34 protein-coding genes and 1 tRNA gene are annotated in these 24,789 nt (G+C 60.9%); 8 read left to right on the forward strand and 27 right to left on the reverse strand.

What is annotated here, in order from left to right; translation table 11 throughout:
- Positions 1-4 precede the first annotated feature (4 nt).
- Positions 5-370, reverse strand: coding sequence for a DUF2946 family protein (locus AC2YJX_RS21760; protein ID WP_055395352.1), 366 nt, complete (start codon positions 368-370; stop codon positions 5-7).
- 122 nt (positions 371-492) lie between these two features.
- On the opposite strand from AC2YJX_RS21760, the gene AC2YJX_RS21765 reads away from it, so the two are divergent.
- The 5 genes from AC2YJX_RS21765 (at position 493) to AC2YJX_RS21785 (ending at position 3,131) form a co-directional block, all read left to right on the forward strand.
- Entirely contained in the window at positions 493-1,140 is a 648-nt protein-coding gene (locus tag AC2YJX_RS21765) for a glutathione S-transferase (protein ID WP_055395350.1), read from the forward strand.
- A gap of 117 nt (positions 1,141-1,257) precedes the next feature.
- The gene (locus AC2YJX_RS21770; protein WP_055395348.1) at positions 1,258-1,629 is read left to right on the forward strand and encodes a TraR/DksA family transcriptional regulator; all 372 of its coding nucleotides are present in this window, start codon (positions 1,258-1,260) and stop codon (positions 1,627-1,629) included.
- 71 nt (positions 1,630-1,700) lie between these two features.
- Positions 1,701-2,075: a hypothetical protein gene (locus tag AC2YJX_RS21775; protein WP_055395346.1), complete on the forward strand. Its 375-nt coding sequence runs from the start codon at positions 1,701-1,703 to the stop codon at positions 2,073-2,075.
- Positions 2,076-2,127: 52 nt separating this feature from the next.
- On the forward strand, positions 2,128-2,541 hold the full coding sequence (locus AC2YJX_RS21780; RefSeq protein ID WP_055395344.1) for a VOC family protein: 414 nt from the start codon (positions 2,128-2,130) through the stop codon (positions 2,539-2,541).
- Positions 2,538-3,131, forward strand: a complete 594-nt coding sequence (locus AC2YJX_RS21785) for a MarC family protein (protein ID WP_055395343.1) — start codon at positions 2,538-2,540, stop codon at positions 3,129-3,131. Before AC2YJX_RS21780 ends, AC2YJX_RS21785 begins: the two co-directional genes overlap by 4 nt.
- Before the next feature lie 97 nt (positions 3,132-3,228).
- Here AC2YJX_RS21785 and AC2YJX_RS21790 read toward each other — a convergent pair whose 3' ends face one another.
- Positions 3,229-3,774 carry an Rrf2 family transcriptional regulator gene (locus AC2YJX_RS21790; RefSeq protein ID WP_055395341.1) on the reverse strand — a complete coding sequence of 182 codons (546 nt, stop codon included), beginning with the start codon at positions 3,772-3,774 and terminating at the stop codon, positions 3,229-3,231.
- Between the two features lie 151 nt (positions 3,775-3,925).
- Here AC2YJX_RS21790 and nhaR point away from each other — a divergent pair, with 151 nt between their 5' ends.
- Positions 3,926-4,822, forward strand: a complete 897-nt coding sequence (gene nhaR / locus AC2YJX_RS21795; RefSeq protein WP_055395375.1) for a transcriptional activator NhaR — start codon at positions 3,926-3,928, stop codon at positions 4,820-4,822.
- A gap of 365 nt (positions 4,823-5,187) precedes the next feature.
- On the opposite strand, the gene AC2YJX_RS21800 is transcribed toward nhaR, so the two are convergent.
- The 25 genes from AC2YJX_RS21800 to AC2YJX_RS21920 all read right to left on the reverse strand — a co-directional run bounded on the left by AC2YJX_RS21800 (position 5,188) and on the right by AC2YJX_RS21920 (position 22,124).
- Positions 5,188-5,264, reverse strand: a tRNA-Met gene (locus AC2YJX_RS21800).
- Between the two features lie 22 nt (positions 5,265-5,286).
- Positions 5,287-5,679 carry a 50S ribosomal protein L17 gene (rplQ, locus tag AC2YJX_RS21805; protein WP_008906513.1) on the reverse strand — a complete coding sequence of 131 codons (393 nt, stop codon included), beginning with the start codon at positions 5,677-5,679 and terminating at the stop codon, positions 5,287-5,289.
- Positions 5,680-5,766: 87 nt separating this feature from the next.
- Positions 5,767-6,759, reverse strand: a complete 993-nt coding sequence (locus tag AC2YJX_RS21810; RefSeq protein ID WP_008906514.1) for a DNA-directed RNA polymerase subunit alpha — start codon at positions 6,757-6,759, stop codon at positions 5,767-5,769.
- 112 nt (positions 6,760-6,871) lie between these two features.
- Entirely contained in the window at positions 6,872-7,495 is a 624-nt protein-coding gene (gene rpsD, locus AC2YJX_RS21815; protein WP_055395681.1) for a 30S ribosomal protein S4, read from the reverse strand.
- Positions 7,496-7,585: 90 nt separating this feature from the next.
- The gene (gene rpsK / locus AC2YJX_RS21820; RefSeq protein ID WP_005793662.1) at positions 7,586-7,990 is read right to left on the reverse strand and encodes a 30S ribosomal protein S11; all 405 of its coding nucleotides are present in this window, start codon (positions 7,988-7,990) and stop codon (positions 7,586-7,588) included.
- 16 nt (positions 7,991-8,006) lie between these two features.
- Positions 8,007-8,372 carry a 30S ribosomal protein S13 gene (rpsM, locus tag AC2YJX_RS21825; protein WP_008906516.1) on the reverse strand — a complete coding sequence of 122 codons (366 nt, stop codon included), beginning with the start codon at positions 8,370-8,372 and terminating at the stop codon, positions 8,007-8,009.
- Positions 8,373-8,395: 23 nt separating this feature from the next.
- The gene (rpmJ, locus tag AC2YJX_RS21830) at positions 8,396-8,509 is read right to left on the reverse strand and encodes a 50S ribosomal protein L36 (RefSeq protein WP_005793651.1); all 114 of its coding nucleotides are present in this window, start codon (positions 8,507-8,509) and stop codon (positions 8,396-8,398) included.
- Positions 8,510-8,654: 145 nt separating this feature from the next.
- Positions 8,655-9,974 (reverse strand): preprotein translocase subunit SecY, encoded by a 1,320-nt coding sequence (gene secY / locus AC2YJX_RS21835; RefSeq protein ID WP_055395679.1) that lies wholly within the window; start codon positions 9,972-9,974, stop codon positions 8,655-8,657.
- 24 nt (positions 9,975-9,998) lie between these two features.
- Entirely contained in the window at positions 9,999-10,430 is a 432-nt protein-coding gene (gene rplO / locus AC2YJX_RS21840; protein WP_055395677.1) for a 50S ribosomal protein L15, read from the reverse strand.
- A gap of 10 nt (positions 10,431-10,440) precedes the next feature.
- Complete coding sequence (rpmD, locus tag AC2YJX_RS21845; protein WP_007861725.1) at positions 10,441-10,623, reverse strand: 50S ribosomal protein L30; 183 nt, start codon at positions 10,621-10,623, stop codon at positions 10,441-10,443.
- A 14-nt stretch (positions 10,624-10,637) separates the two neighbouring features.
- Positions 10,638-11,156: a 30S ribosomal protein S5 gene (gene rpsE, locus AC2YJX_RS21850; protein ID WP_008906520.1), complete on the reverse strand. Its 519-nt coding sequence runs from the start codon at positions 11,154-11,156 to the stop codon at positions 10,638-10,640.
- Between the two features lie 17 nt (positions 11,157-11,173).
- Positions 11,174-11,539: a 50S ribosomal protein L18 gene (gene rplR, locus AC2YJX_RS21855; RefSeq protein ID WP_005793639.1), complete on the reverse strand. Its 366-nt coding sequence runs from the start codon at positions 11,537-11,539 to the stop codon at positions 11,174-11,176.
- 11 nt (positions 11,540-11,550) lie between these two features.
- Complete coding sequence (rplF, locus tag AC2YJX_RS21860; protein WP_055395675.1) at positions 11,551-12,084, reverse strand: 50S ribosomal protein L6; 534 nt, start codon at positions 12,082-12,084, stop codon at positions 11,551-11,553.
- 25 nt (positions 12,085-12,109) lie between these two features.
- Positions 12,110-12,505 (reverse strand): 30S ribosomal protein S8, encoded by a 396-nt coding sequence (rpsH, locus tag AC2YJX_RS21865; protein WP_008906523.1) that lies wholly within the window; start codon positions 12,503-12,505, stop codon positions 12,110-12,112.
- 20 nt (positions 12,506-12,525) lie between these two features.
- The gene (gene rpsN, locus AC2YJX_RS21870) at positions 12,526-12,831 is read right to left on the reverse strand and encodes a 30S ribosomal protein S14 (RefSeq protein WP_007861712.1); all 306 of its coding nucleotides are present in this window, start codon (positions 12,829-12,831) and stop codon (positions 12,526-12,528) included.
- 8 nt (positions 12,832-12,839) lie between these two features.
- Positions 12,840-13,379 (reverse strand): 50S ribosomal protein L5, encoded by a 540-nt coding sequence (gene rplE, locus AC2YJX_RS21875; RefSeq protein WP_055395671.1) that lies wholly within the window; start codon positions 13,377-13,379, stop codon positions 12,840-12,842.
- Positions 13,380-13,388: 9 nt separating this feature from the next.
- Positions 13,389-13,709: a 50S ribosomal protein L24 gene (gene rplX / locus AC2YJX_RS21880; protein ID WP_055395669.1), complete on the reverse strand. Its 321-nt coding sequence runs from the start codon at positions 13,707-13,709 to the stop codon at positions 13,389-13,391.
- 9 nt (positions 13,710-13,718) lie between these two features.
- Positions 13,719-14,087, reverse strand: a complete 369-nt coding sequence (gene rplN / locus AC2YJX_RS21885) for a 50S ribosomal protein L14 (RefSeq protein WP_007861702.1) — start codon at positions 14,085-14,087, stop codon at positions 13,719-13,721.
- A 195-nt stretch (positions 14,088-14,282) separates the two neighbouring features.
- Positions 14,283-15,875 (reverse strand): glycerol-3-phosphate dehydrogenase/oxidase, encoded by a 1,593-nt coding sequence (locus AC2YJX_RS21890; RefSeq protein WP_487257254.1) that lies wholly within the window; start codon positions 15,873-15,875, stop codon positions 14,283-14,285.
- Positions 15,876-16,066: 191 nt separating this feature from the next.
- Positions 16,067-17,800 (reverse strand): ABC transporter substrate-binding protein, encoded by a 1,734-nt coding sequence (locus tag AC2YJX_RS21895; RefSeq protein WP_121508363.1) that lies wholly within the window; start codon positions 17,798-17,800, stop codon positions 16,067-16,069.
- 135 nt (positions 17,801-17,935) lie between these two features.
- Positions 17,936-18,244, reverse strand: coding sequence for a DUF2160 domain-containing protein (locus AC2YJX_RS21900; RefSeq protein WP_063462377.1), 309 nt, complete (start codon positions 18,242-18,244; stop codon positions 17,936-17,938).
- A gap of 12 nt (positions 18,245-18,256) precedes the next feature.
- Positions 18,257-19,069: a carbohydrate ABC transporter permease gene (locus AC2YJX_RS21905; RefSeq protein ID WP_055395662.1), complete on the reverse strand. Its 813-nt coding sequence runs from the start codon at positions 19,067-19,069 to the stop codon at positions 18,257-18,259.
- Positions 19,062-19,958: a carbohydrate ABC transporter permease gene (locus AC2YJX_RS21910; protein WP_100408926.1), complete on the reverse strand. Its 897-nt coding sequence runs from the start codon at positions 19,956-19,958 to the stop codon at positions 19,062-19,064. Before AC2YJX_RS21910 ends, AC2YJX_RS21905 begins: the two co-directional genes overlap by 8 nt.
- On the reverse strand, positions 19,955-21,031 hold the full coding sequence (locus AC2YJX_RS21915; RefSeq protein WP_487257255.1) for an ABC transporter ATP-binding protein: 1,077 nt from the start codon (positions 21,029-21,031) through the stop codon (positions 19,955-19,957). Before AC2YJX_RS21915 ends, AC2YJX_RS21910 begins: the two co-directional genes overlap by 4 nt.
- A 1-nt stretch (position 21,032) precedes the next feature.
- A complete protein-coding gene (locus AC2YJX_RS21920) occupies positions 21,033-22,124 on the reverse strand; it encodes an ABC transporter ATP-binding protein (protein WP_218301478.1) in 1,092 nt (363 codons plus the stop codon).
- Between the two features lie 191 nt (positions 22,125-22,315).
- Here AC2YJX_RS21920 and AC2YJX_RS21925 point away from each other — a divergent pair, with 191 nt between their 5' ends.
- Together AC2YJX_RS21925 and glpK are read left to right on the forward strand one after the other, a co-directional pair.
- Complete coding sequence (locus AC2YJX_RS21925) at positions 22,316-23,080, forward strand: DeoR/GlpR family DNA-binding transcription regulator (protein WP_121422908.1); 765 nt, start codon at positions 22,316-22,318, stop codon at positions 23,078-23,080.
- Between the two features lie 160 nt (positions 23,081-23,240).
- The gene (glpK, locus tag AC2YJX_RS21930; protein ID WP_487257256.1) at positions 23,241-24,734 is read left to right on the forward strand and encodes a glycerol kinase GlpK; all 1,494 of its coding nucleotides are present in this window, start codon (positions 23,241-23,243) and stop codon (positions 24,732-24,734) included.
- Positions 24,735-24,789 lie beyond the last annotated feature (55 nt).

Genomic DNA, 24,789 nt, shown 5'->3' on the forward strand with positions numbered 1-24,789 from the left:
AATTTCAGGAGAAGGCCGGGGGCCCACGCGGCGGCAGCGGCGCGGCGGTGCGCGCAGCAATGTGCGCGGCAGGGATGGGGCGCAGGGCATGCGCCAGGGGGTGGACCACAGGCAGCTGGGCCTGCGACACGGGAGGCGGAGCGCCGACATGCGCGCAGAGGGGGCAGTCCAGCGTGTGGCTGGACATCTCCTTGGCACCGTCATCGGTCTTGACCAGCAGCTTGATGGCGCCCGAGCCCGAACAGATCAGTTCCATCGCCTGCGGATTGACCAGCGGCGACGCCACCGCCACCCCGATGGACAACACAAACCACGCCAGCACAAGGCGGGCGAGCCAGCGAAGGCTGCGAATGGTTTGCAGGGAGGGCATGGGTGCGAATTGTAGGGGGCCTGGGTGCGCACCCCTTGACCGGGGTCATCTGCGCGACGGACTGCGCCCCCGCCCCCACCTAGGATGCGTGCTGCATTCACCACCACAACGGAGACGCCACCATGCTCACACTCTGCGGCTTTTCGGCCAGCAACTACTACAACAAGATCAAACTCGCCTTGCTCGAAAAGGGCCTGCCCTTCACCGAAGAACTGGCCTGGGTGGGCGAGACCGACCGCAGCGCCAGCCCGCTGGGTAAGGTGCCCTACCTGCGCACGCCCGAGGGGCCGCTGTGCGAATCGGCCGTGATGGCGGACTACATCGAGGCAGCCCACCCACAGCCAGCGCTGATCCCTGCCAACCCCTACCAGGCCGCCAAGGTGCGCGAGCTGATCACCTTTCTGGAGTTGCATCTGGAGCTGGTGGCACGCAACCTGTATCCCCAGGCTTTTTTTGGCGGAACCGTGAGCGACACCGCCAAGGAAAAGGTGGGAGCGCAGCTTGAGAAAAACATTGCCGCCTTCGGTCAGCTTGCGAAGTTCAGCCCCTACGTAGGCGGCGACGCCTTCACCCTGGCCGACTGCGCAGCCATCGTGCACCTGCCGCTCGTCAGCTCGGCCACCAAGATCATCTATGGCCGCGACTACTTGGCCGATCTGCCTGTGCGCGAGTACCTCACGCGCATGGCAGAGCGCCCCCACGTGCAGCGCGTGAACGCCGATCGCAAGACCAACACCGCTGAAATGCTGGCGCGGCCGCCCAAGCGCTAAGACCCTGTTCTAAACCCGCCCCAGGCGCTGGGTCTTCATCCCTTGACCTTGGTCAACCGAGGTCATCGCGCACAAGCGCACCATGCAGGTATCCGATCACCCTTGAGGAGACACTGCATGGACAAGACCCAGGCCGCCCCATTCCGCCAACAATTGCTGGCCCAGCAATCCGAGCTGCTGGCCCAGTTGGCCGCGCAGCGCGGGGGCGTCATCGGCCGCGCCGAGGCCGCTGCCGACCACTTTGGTCAGCCCGAGGACCCGCGTGCCCAACTCGCCACCGAGCGTGAACTGGAGTTTGCGCTGGACGAGCGCGAAACCACCCACCTGGCCGCCGTGGAAGCCGCTTTGGCCCGCATTGAAGCGGGTACGTACGGCGAATGCACAGACTGTGGCACCCACATCACCGCCGCACGCCTGCACGCCACCCCCGAGGCCGCACGCTGCGTGCATTGCCAGGAAAAGGCCGAGCAACACCGCCGTGCTGCGTGAGTTCGCTCACGCATTCAGGCCCCTTTTCCCTTCTTTCCCCGTTTTTTTCGTCACTTCAAGAAAGCCGATTCATGAGCACTTTTCACGCAGTAGTTTGGATGGACCAGTCCGAAGCCCACGTGGTGATGTTCGACCGCGAGCATGCCGAGGCCCAGCGCATCAAGTCCCGCAGCCACCACAAGCACCAGGGCAAAGCCGACGACCTCACCGCTTTCTTTGCCGACGTCGCCCAGGCCTTGGCCGACACGCGTGAAGTGCTGCTGGCTGGCCCGGGCCTGGTACGCAACCAGTTCCGTGACTGGGCGACCAAGCACCATGCTGCGGTGGCCGATGTGGTGGTGGACTCTGTGGCTGCAGACCACCCGACCGACGCCCAGCTGGTGGCCATGGCGCGCCAGTATTTCAAGAAATTTGACAACATGGCCGCCGACCCGTCTGTCGCCTGACAGGCCTCCAGGCCACGCCCGCAGCGCAGCCTTGGCTGCTATCCTTTGCCGGATGCGCAGCCTCTTTCACCTCGCCTTTCACGTCACCGACCTGGATGCCGCGCGCCGCTTTTATGGCGGCGTGCTCGGTTGCCAGGAAGGCCGAAGCACCGATACCTGGGTGGACTTCGATTTTTTTGGCCACCAGATCTCGTTGCACTTGGGCACCCCGTTTGCCAGCGCCCGCACCGGCCATGTGGGCGATCACCTGGTACCCATGCCGCACTTTGGCGCCATCATGGAATTGCCCGACTGGCATGCGCTGGCCGCACGGCTGAAGGCCGCCGGCACCACCTTCGTGCTGGATCCGCAGGTGCGCTTTGAGGGCCAGCCCGGCGAACAGTGGACGATGTTCTTCCACGACCCCAGCGGCAATCCGATCGAGATCAAGGGCTTTCGCTCACTGGACGCGGTGTACGCATCGTGAGCTACACCTTCGCGTCCGCCACCATCCTGCTCCTGCTGATCACCGATCCGCTGGGCAACATCCCCATCTTTGCCAACGCCCTGCGCGGCGTGGCGCCCGAGCGCCGGGCACGGGTGATCCTGCGGGAGGTGCTGATTGCGTTTGCGCTGCTGCTGGTGTTTCTGTTTTTCGGGGCTCAGTTTCTGCAGGTGATGAACCTGAGCGATTTGTCGTTGCAGATTGCGGGTGCGGTGGTGCTGTTTCTGATCGCGCTGCGCATGATTTTTCCGTCGGCTGACGGCCCACAGGCGGAGTTGCCGGGCGAACCCTTGATCGTGCCGCTGGCCATCCCTGCCTTGGCGGGCCCCTCAGCGCTCGCCACTGTCATGCTGCTGGTGGCCCAGGCGCCGGAACGCCGCTGGGAATGGGTGGGCGCGCTGTGCGTCACCATGGCCGTGTGCGCCGTGGTGTTGCTGATGGCAGAACGCATCCAGCGCCTGGTGGGCGAACGCGTGGTGATGGCGTTTGAACGCCTGATGGGCCTGATCCTGGTCGCCATCTCGGTAGAGATGCTGATCCGGGGAATCAAGCAGCTCGCGCAGCAACTGTAGCCGCCCCGCGCACGCAAAACTGTTAGAGGGCGGGCCAAGGCCGCCCCCGGAGCACTGGCATGCGCCCGCAACTGCAGAGCGCAACCGGTGTGCGGTCTCAACGGCGTTGCAGCAGCGGGATCGAACCCAGTGCGAACACCGAGTTGGGCACGCCCACCCGCGCCATCAAGGGGCGTGGCTTGGCGCTCAGCTTGGGGCGAGGGGCTGCAGGGGCCATTTCCTCGGCCACCACACCCTTGGCATGCTGCTGCGCCACAAGGTCTTGCAAAGTCACCGACTGCAAGTACTCCATCACCCGTGCGTTGAAGGTGGACCAGAGTTCGCCCGTCATCGACTTGACTTGCGCAGCTTGGCCGGCACCCAGGCTTTGCAGATCGTCGGTCTTGAGGTTCTCGACCGCCAGGATGATCTCGGCCACTGAGATCTGGTCTGTGTTTCGGGCAAGGGTGTAACCGCCACCCGGGCCGCGTGTGCTGTCCACGAGCCCGGCACGGCGCAAGGCGCTGAACAGCTGCTCCAGGTACGACAGCGAGGTACCCTGCCGGGCGCTGATCGTCGAAAGCGCTACCGGCCGCATCTTCTGGCGCAGCGCCAGGTCGGTCATTGCCGATACCGCAAGTTGTCCTCGGGTGGTAATCCGCATCGTTGCTACTCCTTGTGAACGTTGACAGTTCCAGACCGCAGCACCAATGGCTGCGGAAAGGGGCCAAGCGTTCAATGTAGGCGGTTTAATACTTCGCGTATATTCGTTTTATCAACGTTGATTGATCGTTTTTTACGAAGCATTTATCACCATGAACTTCAAGCATCTGCGGTATTTCTGGACGGTTGCAAAGGCCGGAGGGGTGATGCGGGCAGGCGAGCAGCTGCACACCACGCCCCAGACGCTTTCTGGGCAGATCAAACAGCTGGAGGAATGGCTAGGCCACGACCTCTTTCGCAAGCGGGGGCGTGGGCTGGAGCTCACCAGCGAGGGTCGTGTCGCCCTGGGTTACGCGGAGCAGATTTTTACGCTGGGGGACGAGCTGGAAAAATCGATCCGCCTCTCCCGCGGCCACGCCAAACCGCTGGAATTTCGCGTGGGGGTTGCAGACTCGATCGCGAAGTCCGTGGCCTATCACCTTCTGGAACCCGCCTTGGGCATGCCTGAACAGGTGCACATGACCTGCCAGGAAGGAAAATTTCCAGAACTCATCGCCCAACTGAGCCTGCACAAACTCGATCTGGTGCTGGCCGATGAACCCGTTTCCAAAAAAATCGGCGTCAAGGCGTTCAACCACCCGCTAGGAACCAGTGGCATGAGTTTTTTTTGCGCTCCTGGCCTGAAGACGCAGCTACAGGGGTCCTTTCCCCAATGCCTCCAGGGCGCCCCCATGCTCATCCAAGGCCCCATGTCTTCCGTGCGCCAACAGCTCGATCACTGGTTTAACAAATACCAATTGCAGCCACGGCTCGTGGGTGAGTTCGACGACAGTGCGTTGATGAATGCTTTCGGCCGCGAAGGCCGTGGCGTTTTCACGTCCCCGACCGTTCTGGATGAGGAAACCACCGCACAGTTTGGTGTCGAAGTGATCGGCCGCACGACGGAACTGGTCGAGGAGTTTTTTGCGATTTCTGTGGAGCGACGCATCACGCACCCCTGCGTGGCAGCAATCACCAAGGCAGCCAAGGCAGATCTGTTCGGGAAATGAGTTTGCCGGGTGCCACCCCGCGCAGGACTCCACGATCGAAGGCCTCCAGGCGGGCTCAGGATCGCCGAGGGGTCAGGTTAAGGCAGCTTTTTGCAGCCTCTCAACAAAACTCGGCCTCAGTCAGCCAACTCATGGAGCTGCTGTGATCAGCCCTGCGGCAAACACCAAGGCTCCCCCGATAGCCCAGGGCCAGGCCCTCGTTTGTGAAAACATGCCATGCCGGATGACGGCGACATGAAAGGCCATTTGCCGGGTTGGAAGAAATCACCTGGAAAGCCAGAGTGCCAATTCCGCACGCCCCGAGAGGCCGAAACAAAAAAGCCCACTGTGTAGTGGGCTTTTTGTTCAGCAGAAGCCTGCTATGTTGGTTGCGCGAGAAGGATTTGAACCTCCGACCTTTGGGTTATGAGCCCAACGAGCTACCAGACTGCTCCATCGCGCGATAAGAAATAAATTATACCCTATTATTCAGCTGCTGCCGAATTATTTTCGGTTTCAGCAGCACGATCGACCAATTCGACCAGCGCCATGGGAGCGTTATCGCCCACACGGAAGCCCATCTTCAGAATACGGGTGTAGCCACCGGGACGCACCTTGAAACGAGGCCCCAGGTCATTGAAGAGCTTGGTCACGCTATCACGGTCGCGCAGGCGGTTGAATGCAAGACGGCGGTTCGCTACGGAATCTTCCTTGGCCAGGGTGATCATGGGCTCGATCACGCGGCGCAGTTCCTTGGCCTTGGGAACGGTGGTCTTGATGACTTCGTGCTCGATGAGCGAATTCATCATGTTCTGCAGCATCGCGAGGCGGTGCGAGCTGGTACGGTTGAGTTTGCGGAGGCCGTGTCCGTGGCGCATGGTGCTTTCCTTTGAGTAATTAAATCAGGCAGCCGTATCAGGTACTGCCCGAGGCACTGTTCCCGGCGGGGAACCAAAAATTATAACTTAACGCTTGTCCAAGCCAGCTGGTGGCCAGTTTTCCAGTTTCATGCCCAGCGTGAGACCACGCGATGCGAGCACTTCCTTGATCTCGTTGAGCGACTTGCGGCCCAGGTTAGGCGTCTTGAGCAGCTCGTTCTCGGTGCGCTGGATCAGGTCACCGATGTAGTAGATGTTCTCGGCCTTCAGGCAGTTGGCGGAACGCACGGTCAGTTCCAGCTCGTCCACAGGACGCAGCAGGATCGGATCGAACGTGGCATTGCCGCGCGGGCCTGCCGGTGCGTCGAACGCAGCCAGTTCGCCACCTTCGAGCTGTGCGAACACAGCCAGCTGTTCCACCAGGATCTTGGCCGAGGCGCGCACAGCGTCTTCAGCGGTGATGGCACCGTTGGTTTCGATCTCGACCACCAGCTTGTCCAGGTCGGTACGCTGCTCCACGCGGGCGCTTTCCACGGTGTAGCTCACGCGCTTGACGGGCGAGAACGAAGCATCCAGCACGATGCGGCCGATCGACTTGGTCGATTCGTCGGCATAACGGCGCAGGCTACCAGGCACATACCCACGGCCCTTTTCCACCTTGATCTGCATGTCCAGCTTGCCGCCTGCCGACAGGTTGGCAATCACGTGATCGGGGTTGACGATCTCGACGTCATGGGGCGTCTGGATGTCGCGCGCGGTGACCACGCCTTCGCCATCCTTGCGCAGGCTCAGCGTGACTTCGTCGCGGTTGTGCAGCTTGAACACCACGCCCTTGAGGTTCAAGAGGATGTTGACCACATCTTCCTGAACGCCATCGATGGACGAGTACTCGTGCAGAACGCCTGCAATGGTGACTTCCGTCGCTGCGTAACCCACCATGGACGAGAGCAGGACGCGCCGGATGGCGTTGCCCAGCGTGTGGCCGTACCCACGCTCGAACGGCTCCAGTGCGACCTTGGCACGATTGTGGCCAAGCTGCTCGACATTGATCGCCTTGGGTTTCAGCAAATTGGTTTGCATTCAGACTTCCTCTCAATACCCCCAGCTCGTTACACCGGTAAGGCTGGTGAAGCGCCTAAACCGCGATGCCTCGCGGTTTAGGGACGGTTTTCTCGAAATATGTACCGAGCGATTAGCGCGAATACAACTCAACGATCAGGGATTCGTTGATGTCGGCGCCAAACTCATCACGGTCAGGCACCTTCTTGAAGATGCCTTCAGCCTTGTCGGCATTCACTTCCACCCAGGCAGGCATACCCACTTGTGCGGCCAGTTGCAGGGCTTCCACAACGCGGTTTTGCTTCTTCGACTTTTCGCGCACAGCCACAACGTCACCCGTCTTCACGAGGTAGGAAGCAATGTTCACGGACTTGCCGTTCACGGTAATCGCCTTGTGCGACACCAGCTGACGGGCTTCAGCGCGGGTCGAACCGAAACCCATGCGGTACACGACGTTGTCGAGGCGGGATTCCAGCAGGAACAGCAGGTTGGCGCCGGTATTGCCCTTCTTGCCTTCAGCGGCTTCGAAGTAACGGCGGAATTGCTTTTCCAGCACGCCGTACATGCGCTTGACCTTCTGCTTTTCGCGCAGTTGCAGACCGTAGTCAGAGGTACGGGCACCCGAGGTGCGGCCGTGCTGACCAGGCTTGGAATCGAACTTGGACTTGTCGGCGATCGAGCGACGGGCGCTCTTCAGGAACAGGTCCGTGCCTTCACGGCGGGAGAGTTTGGCCTTGGGGCCGAGGTAACGTGCCACTTGAGCTTCCTTTGTGTCATCTGCCGCAAACCATTGCGGGAGCCGCCTGAGGCGCTTGCGCGTTCACAGGCGGCGGTGGGCTTAGAGAGATTAGATACGACGACGCTTCTGAGGGCGGCAGCCGTTGTGCGGCACTGGCGTCACGTCAGAAATCGACGTGATACGGATGCCCAGGGCACCCAGTGCGCGGACCGAAGATTCACGGCCAGGACCGGGACCCTTGATTTCAACGTCAAGGTTCTTGATACCTTGATCGATGGCAGCGCGGCCAGCCACTTCCGAAGCCACTTGGGCTGCGAATGGGGTGGACTTGCGCGAACCCTTGAAACCTTGTCCACCGGACGATGCCCACGACAAGGCATTGCCTTGGCGATCGGTGATCGTGATGATGGTGTTGTTGAACGAGGCGTGCACGTGTGCAATACCGTCCGAAACGTTCTTCCGGACCTTCTTGCGAACGCGCTGAGCTGCGTTATTGGCAGGAGACTTAGCCATGATGATCTTTCAATCTTTATTTCTTCAGTGCAGCTGCACCCTTGCGCGGACCCTTGCGAGTGCGAGCATTGGTACGGGTGCGCTGACCACGCATTGGCAGACCGCGGCGATGGCGGAAGCCACGATAGCAGCCGATGTCCATCAAACGCTTGATGTTCATCGTGGTTTCGCGGCGCAGGTCACCTTCAATGGTGAACTGCTCGATTTGCTCGCGAATTTTTTCCAGATCGCCGTCCGTCAGATCTTTGATCTTCTTGGAGTAAGCGATACCAGTTGCTTCGCAAATCTTGCGAGCGCGGGTGCGACCAATGCCAAAAATGGCGGTCAAACCGATTTCCGCGTGCTTGTGCGGCGGAATGTTAATGCCAGCGATACGTGCCATATGCGTCCTCTAATACTTTCCAATCAACCTTGGCGCTGCTTGTGACGCAGATCCGTGCAGATCACGCGCACCACACCCTTGCGGCGGATGATCTTGCAGTTGCGGCAGATTTTTTTGACCGAAGCCGAAACTCTCATTGCATTCTCCTAAAACTTTTCCATCCGTCCCGGCTGCTTCGCACGGAACACAATTTGTGCCCGCGAAAAATCGTGGGGCGCCAACTCAACCGATATTCAGTTCCTTGCAGGCAGTGTCGCAAGTGCAGCACTGCCTTCCTCATCATCAACCGCCTGCGTTGCCCTTGAAATTGGCTTTCTTGAGCAGCGACTCATACTGTTGCGACATCATGTAGTTCTGAACCTGGGCCATGAAATCCATGGTCACCACCACAATGATCAACAGCGAGGTTCCACCAAAGTAGAACGGAACGTTGTACTTCAAGATCAGGAACTCTGGCAGCAAGCACACAAAGGTGATGTACACAGCGCCTGCCAATGTCAGGCGCACCAGGATCTTGTCGATATAACGGGCCGTCTGTTCACCTGGGCGAATGCCTGGAATGAACGCACCGCTCTTCTTCAGGTTGTCTGCAGTTTCACGGCTGTTGAATACCAGAGCCGTGTAGAAAAAGCAGAAGAAGATGATGGCTGCAGCATAGAACATCACGTAGATGGGCTGACCAGGAGTCAACGCACCCGAGATATCCTTCAACCAGCGCATCGATTCACCTGCACTGAACCAGTTCACCACCGTTGCCGGCAGCAGAATGATCGACGAGGCAAAGATCGGAGGAATCACACCTGCCATGTTCAGCTTCAGGGGCAGGTGAGACGATTGACCACCATAAACCTTGTTGCCTACTTGCCGGCGAGCGTAATTCACCAGTATCTTGCGCTGACCCCGCTCGACAAACACCACGAAGTAAGTCACCAGACCAACGACGAGGACGATGAAGATAGCGGCCAGAATACTCATGGCACCCGTACGAACCAGCTCCAGAAGGCCACCGATCGAACTAGGCAAACCAGCGGCAATGCCCGCAAAGATCAGGATCGAGATCCCGTTCCCCAAGCCACGCTCTGTGATCTGCTCACCCAGCCACATCAGGAACATCGTGCCAGCCGTCAAGCTGACCACAGCGGTCATGCGGAACCCGAAACCGGGGCTCAGGACCAAACCAGCAGAGCTTTCCAGCGCTACGGCAATTCCCAGCGACTGGAACAGGGCCAAGCCCAAGGTGCCATAGCGGGTGTACTGAGTGATCTTCCTGCGACCGGCTTCGCCTTCCTTTTTCAACTGCTCGAATGTGGGAACCACATAGGTCATCAACTGCATGATGATCGACGCCGAAATGTACGGCATGATCCCCAGAGCGAAAACCGTGAAGCGCGACAGCGCACCACCGGAGAACATGTTGAACAGATTCAGGATGCCGCCTTGCTGGCCACTGAAGAGCTGCTGGAGTTGGGCTGGATCGATGCCTGGCACAGGGATATGAGCCCCAATGCGGTACACGACCAGCGCAAGCAACAGAAAAACCAGACGACGACGGAGGTCGCCAAATTTCCCGGTCTTTGCAATTTGAGCCGCGCTAGTAGCCACAGATGCCTTCCTTCAGAGCCACACTCAGGCGACGCTGCCGCCAGCAGCTTCAATCGCTGCTTTGGCACCAGCCGTAGCACCCACGCCATTGAGCTTGACAGCCTTGGTCAGGGAACCGCTCTTGATGACCTTCACCACCTTGGCCAATTCACCAACCAGGCCTGCTTGCTTCAGAGCGAGGACATCCACTTCGGCCAGGCCGAGTTGATCCAATGCCGTCAGCGTCACTTCTGCGTTGAACTTGAGCAAGTGCGACTTGAAACCACGCTTGGGCAAGCGGCGTTGCAAAGGCATTTGACCGCCTTCAAAACCAACCTTGTGGTAGCCACCGGCACGAGACTTCTGACCCTTGTGACCACGGCCAGCGGTCTTGCCCAGGCCGGAGCCGATACCACGGCCTACGCGGCGCTTGGCATGCTTGGCGCCGTCTGCGGGCTTGATGCTATTGAGTTCCATGATCTATCTCTCAGAGGACTTTGACCAGATAGCTGATCTTGTTAATCATGCCGCGCACTTCGGGCGAGTCCTGCAGTTCGCTCACGCTATTGAGCTTGCGCAGACCCAGGCCACGAACGGTGGCGCGGTGCGATTCCTTGGTGCCAATCGGGCTGCGCACCAGTTGAATCTTGACGGTTTGTTGCGTTGTCATTTTCAAGCTCCGGTTCAGGCGAAGATGTCTTCGACTGTCTTGCCGCGCTTGGCCGCCACATTCGACGGGGTGGTCGAATTGACGAGCGCGTCAAACGTTGCACGGACCATGTTGTAAGGGTTGGACGAACCATGGCTCTTGGCCACGATGTCAGTCACACCCAACACTTCAAAAACTGCACGCATAGGGCCGCCAGCGATGATGCCGGTACCCTTTGGAGCAGGTGCCATCATCACAACAGCAGCGCCATGGTGGCCGGTCACATTGTGGTGGATGGTGCCGTTCTTCAACGAGACCTTGACCATGTTGCGACGAGCTTCTTCCATAGCCTTTTGCACGGCAGCTGGCACTTCTTTCGACTTGCCCTTGCCCATGCCCACGCGGCCATCACCGTCGCCAACCACCGTCAGTGCGGCGAAACCGAGAATACGGCCACCCTTCACGACTTTGGTCACGCGGTTGACCGCGATCATTTTTTCGCGCAGACCGTCGTCTTGACCTTCGTTCTGCACTTTGGGTTGAAATTTAGCCATTTTGTATTCCGCTCCGCTTAGAACTGCAGGCCAGCTTCACGGGCTGCGTCGGCCAAAGCCTTGACGCGACCGTGGTAGGCAAAGCCTGCGCGATCAAATGCAACCTTCTCGACACCTGCAGCCTTCGCCTTTTCAGCGATACGCTTGCCGATGATCTGGGCTGCTGCGGCATTGCCACCCTTGCCCGAACCGCCGAGCGACTTGCGCACGTCGGCTTCCGCCGTGGATGCACTTGCCAGCACCTTGCTGCCGTCGCCGGAGATCACACTGGCGTAGATATGGAGGTTCGTACGGTTCACCGTGAGACGTGCCACGCCTTGCTGTGCAATGCGGATGCGGGTCTGGCGCGAACGACGAAGACGCTGCTCTTTCTTGGTCAACATGTTGCAGCTCCTTATTTCTTCTTGGTCTCTTTGATCGTGATCTTTTCGTCCGCGTAGCGGATACCCTTGCCCTTGTAGGGCTCAGGTGGACGAACAGCACGAATCTCAGCAGCGATCTGACCGACACGCTGACGATCTGCACCCTTGATCACCACTTCCGTGGGCGTCGGGGTGGCAACCGTGATGCCTGCGGGCATTTCGATATTGACCGGATGCGAATAGCCAACAGCCAGATTCAGCTTGGAGCCTGAGGCAGCGGCTTTGTAGCCCACACCGACCAGGCTCAGCTTCTTTTCAAAGCCTTTGCTGACACCGACCACCATGTTGTTGACCAACTGGCGAATCGTGCCGCTCATGGCATTGGCTTCGCGGGATTCGTTAGCAGGCTCAAAGCTGAGCTTGCCGTCATTGCTGGACACTTTCACCAGCGCGTTTTGCGCCAGCGACAGAGCGCCACCAGTACCCTTGACAGAGATCTGGTCATCTTTCACGGACACATCCACGCCTGCGGGGATGGTCACGGGCATTTTTCCTACTCGGGACATTTCAGTTTCTCCTCAATGCCGCGGGTTAGGCCACGTAGCAGAGCACTTCGCCACCGACACCGGTAGCACGCGCCTTGCGATCAGTCATCACGCCCTTGGGCGTCGTGACAATTGCCACACCCAGACCGTTCATGACTTGTGGAATGGAATCACGGCCTTTGTAGACACGCAGGCCAGGGCGGCTGACGCGCTCAATGCGCTCAATCACGGGGCGACCTGCGTAGTACTTCAGGGCAATTTCGAGTTCGGACTTGCCGGCTTCGGTTTTCACCTGGAAGCCGTCGATATAACCTTCGTCCTTCAGCACCTGGGCGATGGCAATCTTCACTTTGGAAGAAGGCACCAGAACCGTGGCCTTGGCGACCATCTGTGCATTACGGATGCGGGTCAGCAAGTCAGCGATGGGATCACTCATGCTCATGTTTAATCTCTCCTGCCTGCTTACCAGCTGGCTTTGGTGACACCGGGGATGTCGCCTGCAAAAGCCAGTTCGCGGATCTTGGCGCGAGCCAGACCGAATTGACGGAAGGTGCCACGTGGACGACCAGTGATTTCGCAACGGTTGCGCTGACGCGTCGGGTTGGCGTTGCGAGGGAGCTTTTGCAGGCCCAGGCGGGCTGCATCGCGCTCTTCGTCGCTGCGCTTGGCATCGCCAGCGATTGCCTTCAGTTCCGCATACTTGGTTGCGTACTTGGCTGCCAGTTTTTCGCGCTTCAGTTCGCGCTGGATCAAAGCTACTTTAGCCATGCTTCGCCTCAGTTCTTGAACGGGAAACGGAAACCAGCGAGAAGCGCCTTGGCTTCTTCGTCGGACTTGGCCGTCGTGGTGATGCTGATGTTGAGACCGCGCAAGGCATCGACCTTGTCGTACTCAATTTCAGGGAAGATGATCTGTTCTTTGACGCCGATGTTGTAGTTGCCACGACCGTCGAACGCGCGACCAGAGATACCACGGAAGTCACGAACGCGAGGCAGAGCCACGGTCACGAAACGGTCCAGGAACTCATACATCTGCACGCCACGCAGCGTGACCATGCAACCAATGGCCTGGCCTTCGCGGATCTTGAAACCAGCGATAGCCTTCTTGGCCTTGGTCACCACAGGCTTTTGACCAGCAATCTTGGTCAGGTCAGCCACAGCGTTGTCCATCACCTTCTTGTCCGAGACTGCCTCGCTCACGCCCATGTTCAGCGTGATCTTGGTCAGACGGGGAACCTGCATTGGCGAGGTGTAGCCGAACTGTTTGGCCAGTTCGGGAGCGATCTTGTCGCGGTAAATTTCTTGGAGTCGTGCCATGTTTACCCCTTAGGCCGCCTTGATTTCAGCACCGCTGGACTTGAACACGCGAATGCGCGAACCGTCAGCCTGCACCTTGATGCCCACGCGATCAGCCTTGCCCGTAGCGGCATTGAAGATGGCCACGTTGGACTGATGAATTGGCATGGACTTTTCAACGATGCCGCCCGTCGTACCCTTCATGGGGTTTGGCTTGGCGTGCTTCTTGACCAGATTGATGCCATCGATGACCACGTAGGAGTCATCCTTGCGCAGCGACACCGTGCCGCGCTTGCCCTTGTCACGGCCGGTCAGCACGATGACTTCGTCGCCCTTGCGAATCTTGTTCATGGCGCGTCCTTAGAGAACTTCAGGAGCCAGAGACACGATCTTCATGAACTTCTCGGTACGCAGCTCACGCGTCACGGGTCCAAAGATACGGGTGCCGATAGGCTCCAACTTTGCATTCAGCAACACTGCGGCGTTGCCATCGAATTTGACGAGCGAACCATCGCCGCGACGAATACCCTTCGCCGTGCGAACCACCACTGCACTGTAAACCTCGCCTTTTTTGACGCGGCCACGTGGAGCGGCTTCTTTGATGCTCACCTTGATGATGTCGCCAACGCTTGCATAGCGACGCTTCGAGCCACCCAGCACCTTGATGCAAAGGACGGACTTGGCGCCGGTATTGTCGGCAACCTCTAACCGAGATTCTGTCTGGATCATTTCAATATTCCCAACTTGCACCAGAAGACAACAGCCCCAGAGAACTTCTCAAGGGCTGCAAATCAGCCAGTCAGTCTTGGGCCCGTCGTCCGCACCGCAAACCATTTGCAGCACTTCCCGCTGGGCAGAAACTTCACGTAGGAAACGCGAAGCCCTCGATTATTGCAAAAGACTTTTACGAAGTCAAGCGCCCCATCAGGCCGGAACCTGCAAATACTGTTGCGCCAGCTCCAAAAAGGCATCCAGGTGGGGGTCGGCACCCAGCTCCGCACGCAGGATGTCAGCGACCGCTGGGGCTAGCTCGATGGCCTTGCGGGCATCGAGGAACAATAACCGGGAGCGGCGGGCCAACACATCCTCTACCGTGCAGGCGTATTCGTAGCGGGCGGCAAAGCGCACCATGGCTTCTGTCAGCCCCCCACCAAGATCGGTGTGCGCACCGGCAATGTCCCGGACAACCGCCGCCTCGCTCCCGTAGGAGTGCAGCCCCTGGGCATCACTGATGCGATGTTGAACAGCCCCTTCAGGGGTTCCCACCAAGGGCAAACGATTGGTCACACCCGACGGTTTTTCCGGCAGCAGGCCCGTGGTGAAGCATTTTTGCAACACATCTTCGGCCATGGCGCGGTAGGTGGTCCATTTGCCTCCCGTCACGGTGATCAGGCCACTGCGACTGGCGAGCACGGTGTGCTCGCGGCTGATTTTCTTGGTGTTGTCACCATCGTCGTCCTGAGGCTTCACCAGCGGGCGCAGGCCCACCCAGATACTCCGGATGTCTTCCACCTTGGGCGCACGGGTGAGGTAGCGCGCCGATTCGTCCAGGATGAACCGGACCTCTTCGCGGAAAGGCTGCGGCTCACGCACGATGTCCTGGCGCGGACTGTCAGTGGTCCCGAGAATGAGCTTTCCCAGCCACGGCACGGCGAAAAGAACCCGGCCATCGGCCGTCTTGGGAACCATCAGGGCATGGTCGGACGGGAGAAACTCCCGATCCACCACGATATGCACCCCCTGGCTGGGCGCCACAATGGGCTTGACGGGGCGGCCTATGGCCTCTCCGTCCATCTGGCGCAGGGCATCCACCCATACGCCGGTGGCATTCACAACCGTACGCGCGCGCACGGTGAACTGCTGGCCACTGTCTGCGTCTTCACACACAAAGCCTGCAACCTTGCCAGCTTCGTGAATCAACGACCGCGCAGGGCAGTAGTTGACCACCAGGGCGCCCAGGCTGGCAGCCGTTCGCGCCAAGGCCAGGGCCAGACGGGCGTCATCAAACTGTCCGTCCCAGTACTTGACGCCACCCTTGAGGCCTTCGGGGCGGGCCGTGGGCAGGCACTCCAATGTGCGTGCGCGCCCCATGAATTCGGTGGCGCCCAAACCCGCCTTCCCAGCCAAAGCGTCGTACATCTTGAGGCCGATACCGTAAAACGGCGTCTCCCAAAAGTGGTATGACGGCATCACAAACGGCAGGGGTTGCGCCAAGTGGGGCGCGTTGTGAAGCAAGGTAGTGCGCTCATGCAACGCCTCGCGCACCAGTGCGATGTTGCCTTGCGCCAGGTAACGAACACCGCCGTGTACCAATTTGGTCGCCCGGGACGAGGTTCCCTTGGCGAAGTCATGCGAGTCCACCAAGACCACGCTGAACCCTCGGGCCGCCGCATCCAGCGCCACCCCCAGGCCTGTAGCCCCACCGCCAATCACAGCCAGGTCATAGTGGTGGGACTGGGCCAAACGCGCCAAAAGGTCGGCACGCCGTGTGGGGAGGGGAGCAGAGGCAGTAGTCATGGGGTGATTGTCCATGGGCGAAGCAAAAAATAAGGGTTTACCCTTGAATTTTTGTCACTTCGGGGGGAGATCCGGCCCCAGGCCTCCAAAGGCACTGGGGACGGTCTTGAATGAAAAGGCAGCCAGAGACCTTGTGAGCCACGGCTGCCTGAAGCATCGTCACAGTAAGCAGGACGGCGGGTTAAACAGGCTTACCGCGCCTTGCCATCCTTCCAGGCCTGCAACAAGGTGCCGTACGCAATCGTCTGACCCTTTGGCTTCTCATTGGCCAACTTGGCCCATGGCGCTTGCTTGTCGCTCAGCCACTTGGCGGTGTCGCTCTTGGGGTTGAGCTTGGGAGCGCAATGGGCCATCCCAGCGCGTTCCAGACGGGCCATCACCTGGTCCATTTCGTCGGCCAGCGTGTCCATGGCGCCTTGGGGCGTCTTTTCACCCGTCACGGCCTGGGCTACGTTCTTCCACCAGAGCTGGGCCAGCTTGGGGTAGTCAGGCACATTGGTGCCAGTGGGCGACCACGCCACGCGGGCAGGGCTGCGGTAGAACTCCACCAGACCACCCAGCTTGGGCGCCATGTCGGTCATGGCCTTGGACTGGATGTCGGATTCGCGGATCGGCGTCAGGCCCACCATGGTCTTCTTCAGCGACGTGGTCTTGGCCGTCACGAACTGTGCGTAGAGCCAGGCGGCAGCCGTCTTGTTGGCATCGTGGTCCTTGAAGAAGGTCCAGCTGCCCACGTCCTGGTAGCCGTTTTGCATGCCTTGCTTCCAGTAGGGGCCGTTGGGGCCAGGGGCCATGCGCCACTTGGGCGTGCCGTCGGCATTCACCACGGGCAGGCCGGGCTTGGTCATGTCGGCCGTGAAGGCGGTGTACCAGAAGATCTGCTGCGCGATCTGGCCCTGGGCGGGCACGGGGCCGGCCTCGCCAAAGGTCATGCCCGTGGCTTCCTTGGGCGCGTATTTCTTCATCCAGTCCACGTACTTGGTGAGGGCGTAGACGGCTGCGGGCGAGTTGGTCGCACCGCCACGGGCCACGCTGGCGCCCACGGGCGTGCACTTGTCGTCGGCCACGCGGATGCCCCATTCGTCGATCGGCAGGCCATTGGGCGCACCGATGTCGGCCGTACCCGCCATGGACAGCCAGGCATCGGTGAAGCGCCAGCCCAGGGATGGGTCCTTCTTGCCGTAATCCATGTGGCCGTAGATGGGCTTGCCGTCGATGTTCTTCACGTCGTTGGTGAAGAACTCAGCGATGTCTTCGTAGGCGCTCCAGTTGAGCGGCACGCCCAGGTCGTAGCCGTACTTGGCCTTGAACTTGTCCTTGATGTCCTTGCGGTCGAACAAATCGGCACGGAACCAGTACAGGTTGGCAAACTGCTGGTCAGGCAGCTGGTACATCTTTCCATCGGGGCCGGTCGTGAACTTGGTACCGATGTAGTCCTTGAGGTCGATGCCGGGGTTGGTCCATTCCTTGCCCGCAGCGCCCATGTAGTCGGTCAGGTTCAGGATCTTGCCGTAGCGGTAGTGCGTGCCGATCAGGTCAGAGTCCGAGATCCATCCGTCATAGATGGACTTGCCCGACTGCATGGAGGTCTGCAGCTTCTCGACCACGTCGCCTTCCTGGATCAGGTCGTGCTTGACCTTAATGCCGGTGATTTCCTCGAACGCCTTGGCCAGCGTCTTGGACTCGTATTCGTGGGTGGTGATGGTTTCAGACACCACCGAGATTTCCTTCACGCCCTTGGCCTGGAGTTTTTTGGCTGCGTCGATGAACCACTTCATCTCGGCCATCTGCTGGTCTTTATTCAGCGTGGATGGCTGGAATTCGCTGTCGATCCACTTCTTGGCCTCGGCCTCGCCGGCCCAGGCAGCCTGCCCCATCGCCAGAGCCGCGGCGGCGAAAGCGATCGCCTTGAACTGCATCTTCATTGCTGTCTCCTCTCAGATTGAGACCCCCATTGGTAGACCGGCACCAACCCGGGGGGGAACCAGGCCAGGCCTTCGACACTACAAAAACAATAGCTACAAATGCTTGCCCATCAGGCGCAAACGGCCATTTTTTCCTTAACCCTTGCGCATGATCAGCGCCAGCAGCGCCATCGACACCACAAAGCTGATCCAGATCGACGGGTCGCCCTGCAGGCTGAACCACTGGGCCAGCTTGCCGCTGATGCCCACAAAGATCAGGTTCACGTAGGCGGCCGACAACAGCCCGATAAAAAGCCGGTCGCCGCGCGTGGTCTCCAGGGGCAGGAAACCCTTGCGCATGGTCGTGGGCGACTTGATCTCCCACACCGCCATGCCCACCAGCATCAGCACGATGCACGTAAAGAACACTGCCACCGGCAGCGTCCAGGCCATCCAGTCAAACATGTCGCTGCCTCCTCAAACCCGCCCCATCGCAAAGCCTTTTGCGATGTAGTGGCGAACAAACCAGATCACGATGGCACCCGGCACGATTGTCAGCACCCCCGCCGCCGCCAGCGTCGCCCAGTCCATGCCCGAGGCACTCACGGTGCGCGTCATGGTGGCCACGATGGGCTTGGCGTTCACGCTGGTCAGCGTGCGGGCCAGCAGCAGCTCCACCCAGCTGAACATGAAGCAGAAGAACGCCGCCACGCCCACACCGGCCTTGATCAGCGGCAGGAAGATGGTCATGAAAAAGCGCGGAAAGCTGTAGCCATCGATGTAGGCCGTCTCGTCGATCTCGCGCGGGATGCCACTCATGAAACCTTCCAGAATCCACACCGCCAGCGGCACGTTGAACAACAGATGGGCCAGCGCCACGGCAATGTGCGTGTCCATCAGCCCCACGGTGGTGTAGAGCTGGAAGAACGGCAGCAAGAACACGGCCGGGGGCGTCATGCGGTTGGTCAGCAGCCAGAAGAACACATGCTTGTCGCCCATGAACTGGTAGCGGCTGAACGCATAGGCTGCGGGCAGCGCCACCGTGAGCGAGATCACCGTGTTGATCGCCACATAGATCAGGCTGTTGATGTAGCCCGAGTACCAGGACGCATCGGTGAAGATGGTCTTGTAGTTGGCCCAGGTGAAGTTCTGCGGGAAGAACGAGAAGCTCGACAGGATCTCCTCGTTCGTCTTGAAGCTCATGTTGACCATCCAGTAGATGGGCAACAGCGCGAACAGCAGGTATGCGATCAGGAACAGCGTGCGCTTCTGGAAACGTTTTTCATTCATGGCCGGCTCCTTCGTCGCTGACGGTGCCCACGCGCTGCATCCAGTTGTAGAGGATGAAACACAGCAGCAGGATGATGAAGAAATAGATCAGCGAGAACGCTGCGGCAGGGCCCAGGTCGAACTGGCCGACCGCCTTGGTCGTGAGGTACTGGCTGAGGAACGTGGTGGCATTGCCCGGCCCGCCCCCCGTGAGCACGAAGGGCTCTGTGTAGATCATGAAACTGTCCATGAAGCGCAGCAGCACCGCAATCATCAGCACGCCGCGCATCTTGGGCAGCTGGATGTAGCGGAACACCGCGAACTTGCTCGCACCGTCGATGCGGGCTGCCTGGTAATACGCGTCGGGGATGGAACGCAACCCGGCAAAGGCCAGCAGCGCGACCAGCGGCGTCCAGTGCCACACATCCATCAGCAGCACCGTGAGCCACGCCTGCGTGGCGTTGCCGGTGTAGCTGTATTCAATGCCCATCTCCTGCAACATCCGGCCCATCAGGCCAATATCGGCACGGCCATAGATCTGCCAGATGGTGCCCACCACGTTCCAGGGGATCAACAGCGACAGCGCCACCACCACCAGCACGGCGGAAGACTTCCAGCCCTGAGCGGGCATGGACAGCGCCAGCAGGATGCCCAGCGGAATCTCCACCGCCAACACAGCCAGCGAGAAGGTGATCTGCCGCCACAAGGCCGCGTGCAGCTCCTCATCGCGCATCACGGCGGCAAACCATTCGGTGCCCACAAACACGCGGCGCTCGGGCGAGATGATGTCCTGCACCGAGTAGTTCACCACTGTCATCAATGGAAGAATGGCCGAGAAGGCCACGCAGATGATGACCGGCAGGATCAGGAACCAGGCCTTCTGGTTCACGGGCTTGGTCGTCGTGCTCATGCCAAAAGCTCCTCATTCTGGTAGTAGCAGGTGTGCTCACCCAGCACCTGCAGCCACACCGTGTCGCCCGCCGAGGGCAGTCGCGTCTCGGGGCTGAAGCGGGCCTTGAGCGTGTGCTCGCCCACCTTCGCGGTCAACATCAGGTAGGTGCCGATGTCCTGCACTTGCGCCACCGTGCAGGCAATGGCGCCGGGTTGCTCTGCTGATGCCAGCGCCAAGTATTCGGGCCGAATACCCACCTGCACCGTGCCCGTCGGCAAAGCACGTCCCACAGGGGCGTGCAGGCGGTGGCCCACGATGCTGAGCTGGCCTGCGTCCACCTGCGCGGGCAAAAAGTTCATGCCTGGGGAGCCAATGAAATGCCCCACAAACACATGCTGGGGCCGCTCGAACAGCGCATCGGCCGAGCCCACCTGCACAGCGCGGCCACGCGTCATGACCACCACCTGGTCCGCAAAGGTCAATGCCTCGACCTGGTCGTGCGTCACGTAGATCAGTGTGAGCTTGAGCTCGTGGTGGATCTGCTTGAGCTTGCGCCGCAGTTGCCACTTGAGGTGCGGGTCGATCACCGTGAGCGGCTCGTCGAACAGCACCGCCGCCACATCGGCGCGCACCAGGCCACGGCCCAGTGAAATCTTCTGTTTCTGGTCTGCTGAAAGCCCTGCGGCTCGCAGGTTCAGCTGATGGCTCATCTCCAGCATCTCGGCAATCACGCCCACGCGCTGCTTGATCTGCGCCTCGGGCACCTTGCGGTTCTTCAGCGGAAACGCCAGGTTCTCGGCCACCGTCATGGTGTCGTAGATCACCGGGAACTGGAACACCTGCGCAATGTTGCGCTCCTGCGGGCTGGCACGGGTCACGTCGCGGCCATCAAACAGTACCTTGCCGTGCGAGGGCACGAGCAGACCCGACATGATGTTGAGCATGGTCGTCTTGCCGCAGCCCGAAGGACCCAGCAGCGCATAGGCACCGCCATCCTCGAACTCCATCTTGAGGGGCAGCAGCGCGTAGTCGCTGTCCTGCTGCGGGTTCGGCTTGTACGAATGCGCCAAGTCCAGACTGATGCGGGCCATCTCAACGCCCTCCTTGTACAGCGTTCGGGCGCGCGGGCGCCCATGCCAGTCGGCCGTCAGCACCAAACACATAGGCCTGAGCCGGGTCCAGGTGCAGCGTGATGGGCGTGCCCAGTTCAAAGTAATGCACCCCGGTCAACTGCGCCACCAAATCGCCCCAGGGCGTGGCCGCGTGCACAAAGGTGTCCGAGCCCGAAATTTCGGCCAGCTCGACCACTCCGCCCACGCTGATGTCGCCCGGGCGAGCCACCACGCGCAGCGCACTGGCGCGCACACCCACCGTGAGCCCTGCCGCCGTGGCCACACCTTGGGACAGGGGCACGGCCAGTTCGGCGCCGCCCTCCAAGCGCACACCCCCTGGGACCGCCGATGCGGCAATGAGATTCATGGGCGGGTCGCTGAAGGCACGCGCCACACGCAGCGAGTTGGGCGCATGGAACACCTCGGCCGTGGGGCCGTACTGCAGCAACTGACCTTCGTCGAGCACAGCGGTGTAGCCGCCGAGCAGCAGGGCCTCGCCCGGCTCGGTGGTGGCATACACCACGGTGGACTGGCCTGCAGCAAACAGTTGGGTCAGTTCTTCGCGCAACTCTTCACGCAGCTTGTAGTCCAGGTTCACCAGCGGTTCGTCCAGCAGCATCAGCGGCGCACCCTTGGCCAAGGCGCGGGCCAGTGCCACGCGCTGCTGCTGCCCACCCGACAGCTCGGCCGGGTAGCGGTCGAGAAACATGTCGATATGCAGGCGGCTCGCAATTTCGCGCACGCGGGCGTCGATGTTCTTTTCGCCGCGCAGCTTCAGGGGCGACGCAATATTGGCCGCAACCTTCATGGAGGGATAGTTGATGAACTGCTGGTACACCATGGCCACGTTGCGGTCGCGCACTGGCATGCCGGTCACGTCCACACCATCCACCATCACGCGCCCGGCCGTGGGCGTATCGAGCCCCGCCATGATGCGCATCAGGCTGGTCTTGCCCGCCTGCGTGGCGCCCAGCAGCACCGTGACGGCGCCGCTATGCAGCGCCAGGCTCATGTCGTGGAGCCAAGTCTGCGGCCCTACCTTCTTGCTGATGCTGTCCAGTGCCAGCTGCATCACGCAACCTTTCTAATGGCCCCCTGGGGGCTGTGTGGATCTGGCTTTCTGCTGCACACGCAGCAAAGTGCCTCGTTTTCGATTGCGTTCATTTTTGTTCTTTTTTGATCGTATCGAATCAAGGTTTACCCTTAATGAGTTCCTTTTTGTTCGATTTAAAGTATCTCCACCCCATAAGCCGATTGATTCGCGTGAATACGAACCCCCGACAACTGCTGCTTCTCGAAGAAGTCCGCGCGCGCAAATCCGCCACGGTGGAACAACTGGCAGACACCCTGGGCGTGACCCTGCAGACCGTGCGACGTGACGTGCAGCGCCTGGCCGAGTCCGGCCTGCTCACGCGCTTTCATGGTGGCGTGCGCGTGCCCAGCTCCACGGTGGAAAACCTGGCCCACACCCAGCGCGAGACACTGCACGCCGAAGGAAAGGCCCGCATCGCGCGCGCTGTGGCCGAACAAGTGCCCAACGACTGCTCGCTGATCCTGAACATCGGCACCACCACCGAGGCCATCGCCAAAGCCCTGCTGCACCACCGCGGCCTGCGCGTGATCACCAACAACCTGAACGTGGCCGCCATCCTGAGCGGCAACCCCGAGTGCGAGGTCATCGTGGCCGGCGGCGTGGTGCGCGCCCGCGACCGGGGCATCGTCGGCGAAGCGGCGGTGGACTTCATCCGCCAGTTCAAGGTGGACATTGCGCTCATCGGCATCTCGGGCATCGAGCCCGATGGCTCCCTGCGCGACTTCGACTACCGCGAAGTGAAGGTGGCGCAAACCATCATCGAACACGCACGCGAGGTCTGGCTGGCGGCCGACTTCAGCAAGTTCAACCGCCCAGCCATGGTGCAACTGGCCACACTGGCGCAAATCGACCGCCTGTTCACCGACGCGCCGCCGCCTGAGCCCTTCCCGGCCCTGCTGCAAGATGCTGAAGTCATCTGCACGGTAGCTGCATGACAGAAGGCCCTCCCGAGTCGCCTGCGGCGCCTTCCCCCGGTGGGGGACGATGCCCTCGCTGCGGGGAGGCCCTTGCACAGCGTCCGCTGGTCTGGGCCGCGCGCTGATCGACCGCTGTGGACACTACGTGGATTCATACATTTCGGAGCCCCTCGTCACCATGACCTACCTGCTCGCCCTCGACCAAGGCACCTCCAGCTCCCGCAGCATCGTTTTCGACGAAGGCGGCCACATCGTGGCGCAGGCCCAGTTGGAGCTGCCGCAGATCTACCCCCAGCCCGGCTGGGTGGAGCACGACCCGCTGGAGATCTGGCGCACCCAGCTCGCCACCGCACGCGATGCTCTGGCCAAGGCGGGCATTGCCGCGAGCGCCGTGCGCGCCGTGGGCATCACCAACCAGCGCGAAACCACGGTGCTATGGAACCGCCAAACCGGCCAGCCCGTGCACCACGCCATCGTATGGCAAGACCGGCGTGCCGAGCCCGCCTGCGCCCAGTTGCGCGAGCAAGGCCATGCCGCCACCATCCAGGCCAAGACGGGCCTGCTGGTGGATGCCTACTTCTCCGGCACCAAGCTGCAGTGGCTGCTGGACCATGTGCCCAGCGCCCGTGAAGCCGCAGAGCGCGGCGAGCTGGCCTTTGGCACGGTGGACAGCTGGCTGATGTGGAAGCTGACCCACGGCAAGGTGCACGTCACGGATGTGAGCAACGCCTCGCGCACCATGCTGTTCAATGTGCACACCAACCAGTGGGACGACGAGCTGCTGGCGCTGCTGCGCATTCCCAAGGCGCTGATGCCCGAGGTACTGCCATCCAGCGCCCACTTTGGCGACATCGCGGCCGACCTGCTGGGCCACAGCATCCGCATCGGCGGCGTGGCGGGCGACCAGCAAAGCGCGCTTTTCGGCCAGGCCTGCTTCACCGCCGGCATGGCCAAGAACACCTACGGCACGGGCTGCTTCATGCTCATGCACACAGGCGGCACGTTCCAGACCTCGCAGAACGGCCTGCTCACCACCAGTGCCGCACAGGCCACGGTGCAGCCGGAGTTCGCCATGGAAGGCAGCGTTTTTGTGGGTGGTGCCGTGGTGCAGTGGCTGCGCGACGGACTGCGAGCCATCTCCACCAGCAACGAAGTCGAATCGCTGGCGCAGAGCGTGCCCGATTCGGGCGGGGTGATGATGGTGCCCGCCTTCACCGGCCTGGGCGCTCCGTACTGGAAACCCGACTCGCGCGGCACCATCACCGGCCTCACACGCGGCACCACGCTGGGCCACATCGCCCGCGCGGCGCTGGAGAGCATTGCCTACCAGAGCGCCGCCCTGCTGCTGGCCATGAGCCGCGACGCCGTGGCCGCTGGCGGTGCGCCCGTGAGCGAACTGCGCGTGGACGGCGGCGCCTGCATCAACGACCTGCTGATGCAGTTCCAGGCCGACCTGCTGGGCATTCCGGTGGTACGGCCTGCCGTCATCGAGACCACGGCGCTCGGGGCCGCGTACCTGGCCGGGCTGTCGAGCGGCGTGTACCGCAGCACGGATGAACTCTCGCGGCTGTGGCGCGCCGACCGGCGCTTTGTGCCCACGCTCAGCAGCGCGCGTGCGCAGGAGCTGATGGCGAACTGGGAACACGCCGTTCGCCAAACAGTAGCTGAGTAGCTCCCCCTGAGGCGCTGCGCGCCTTCCCCCTCTCTGCTTCGCTTTGCTCGCGGAG

It is taken from the genome of Acidovorax sp. SRI_002, assembly GCF_057586455.1.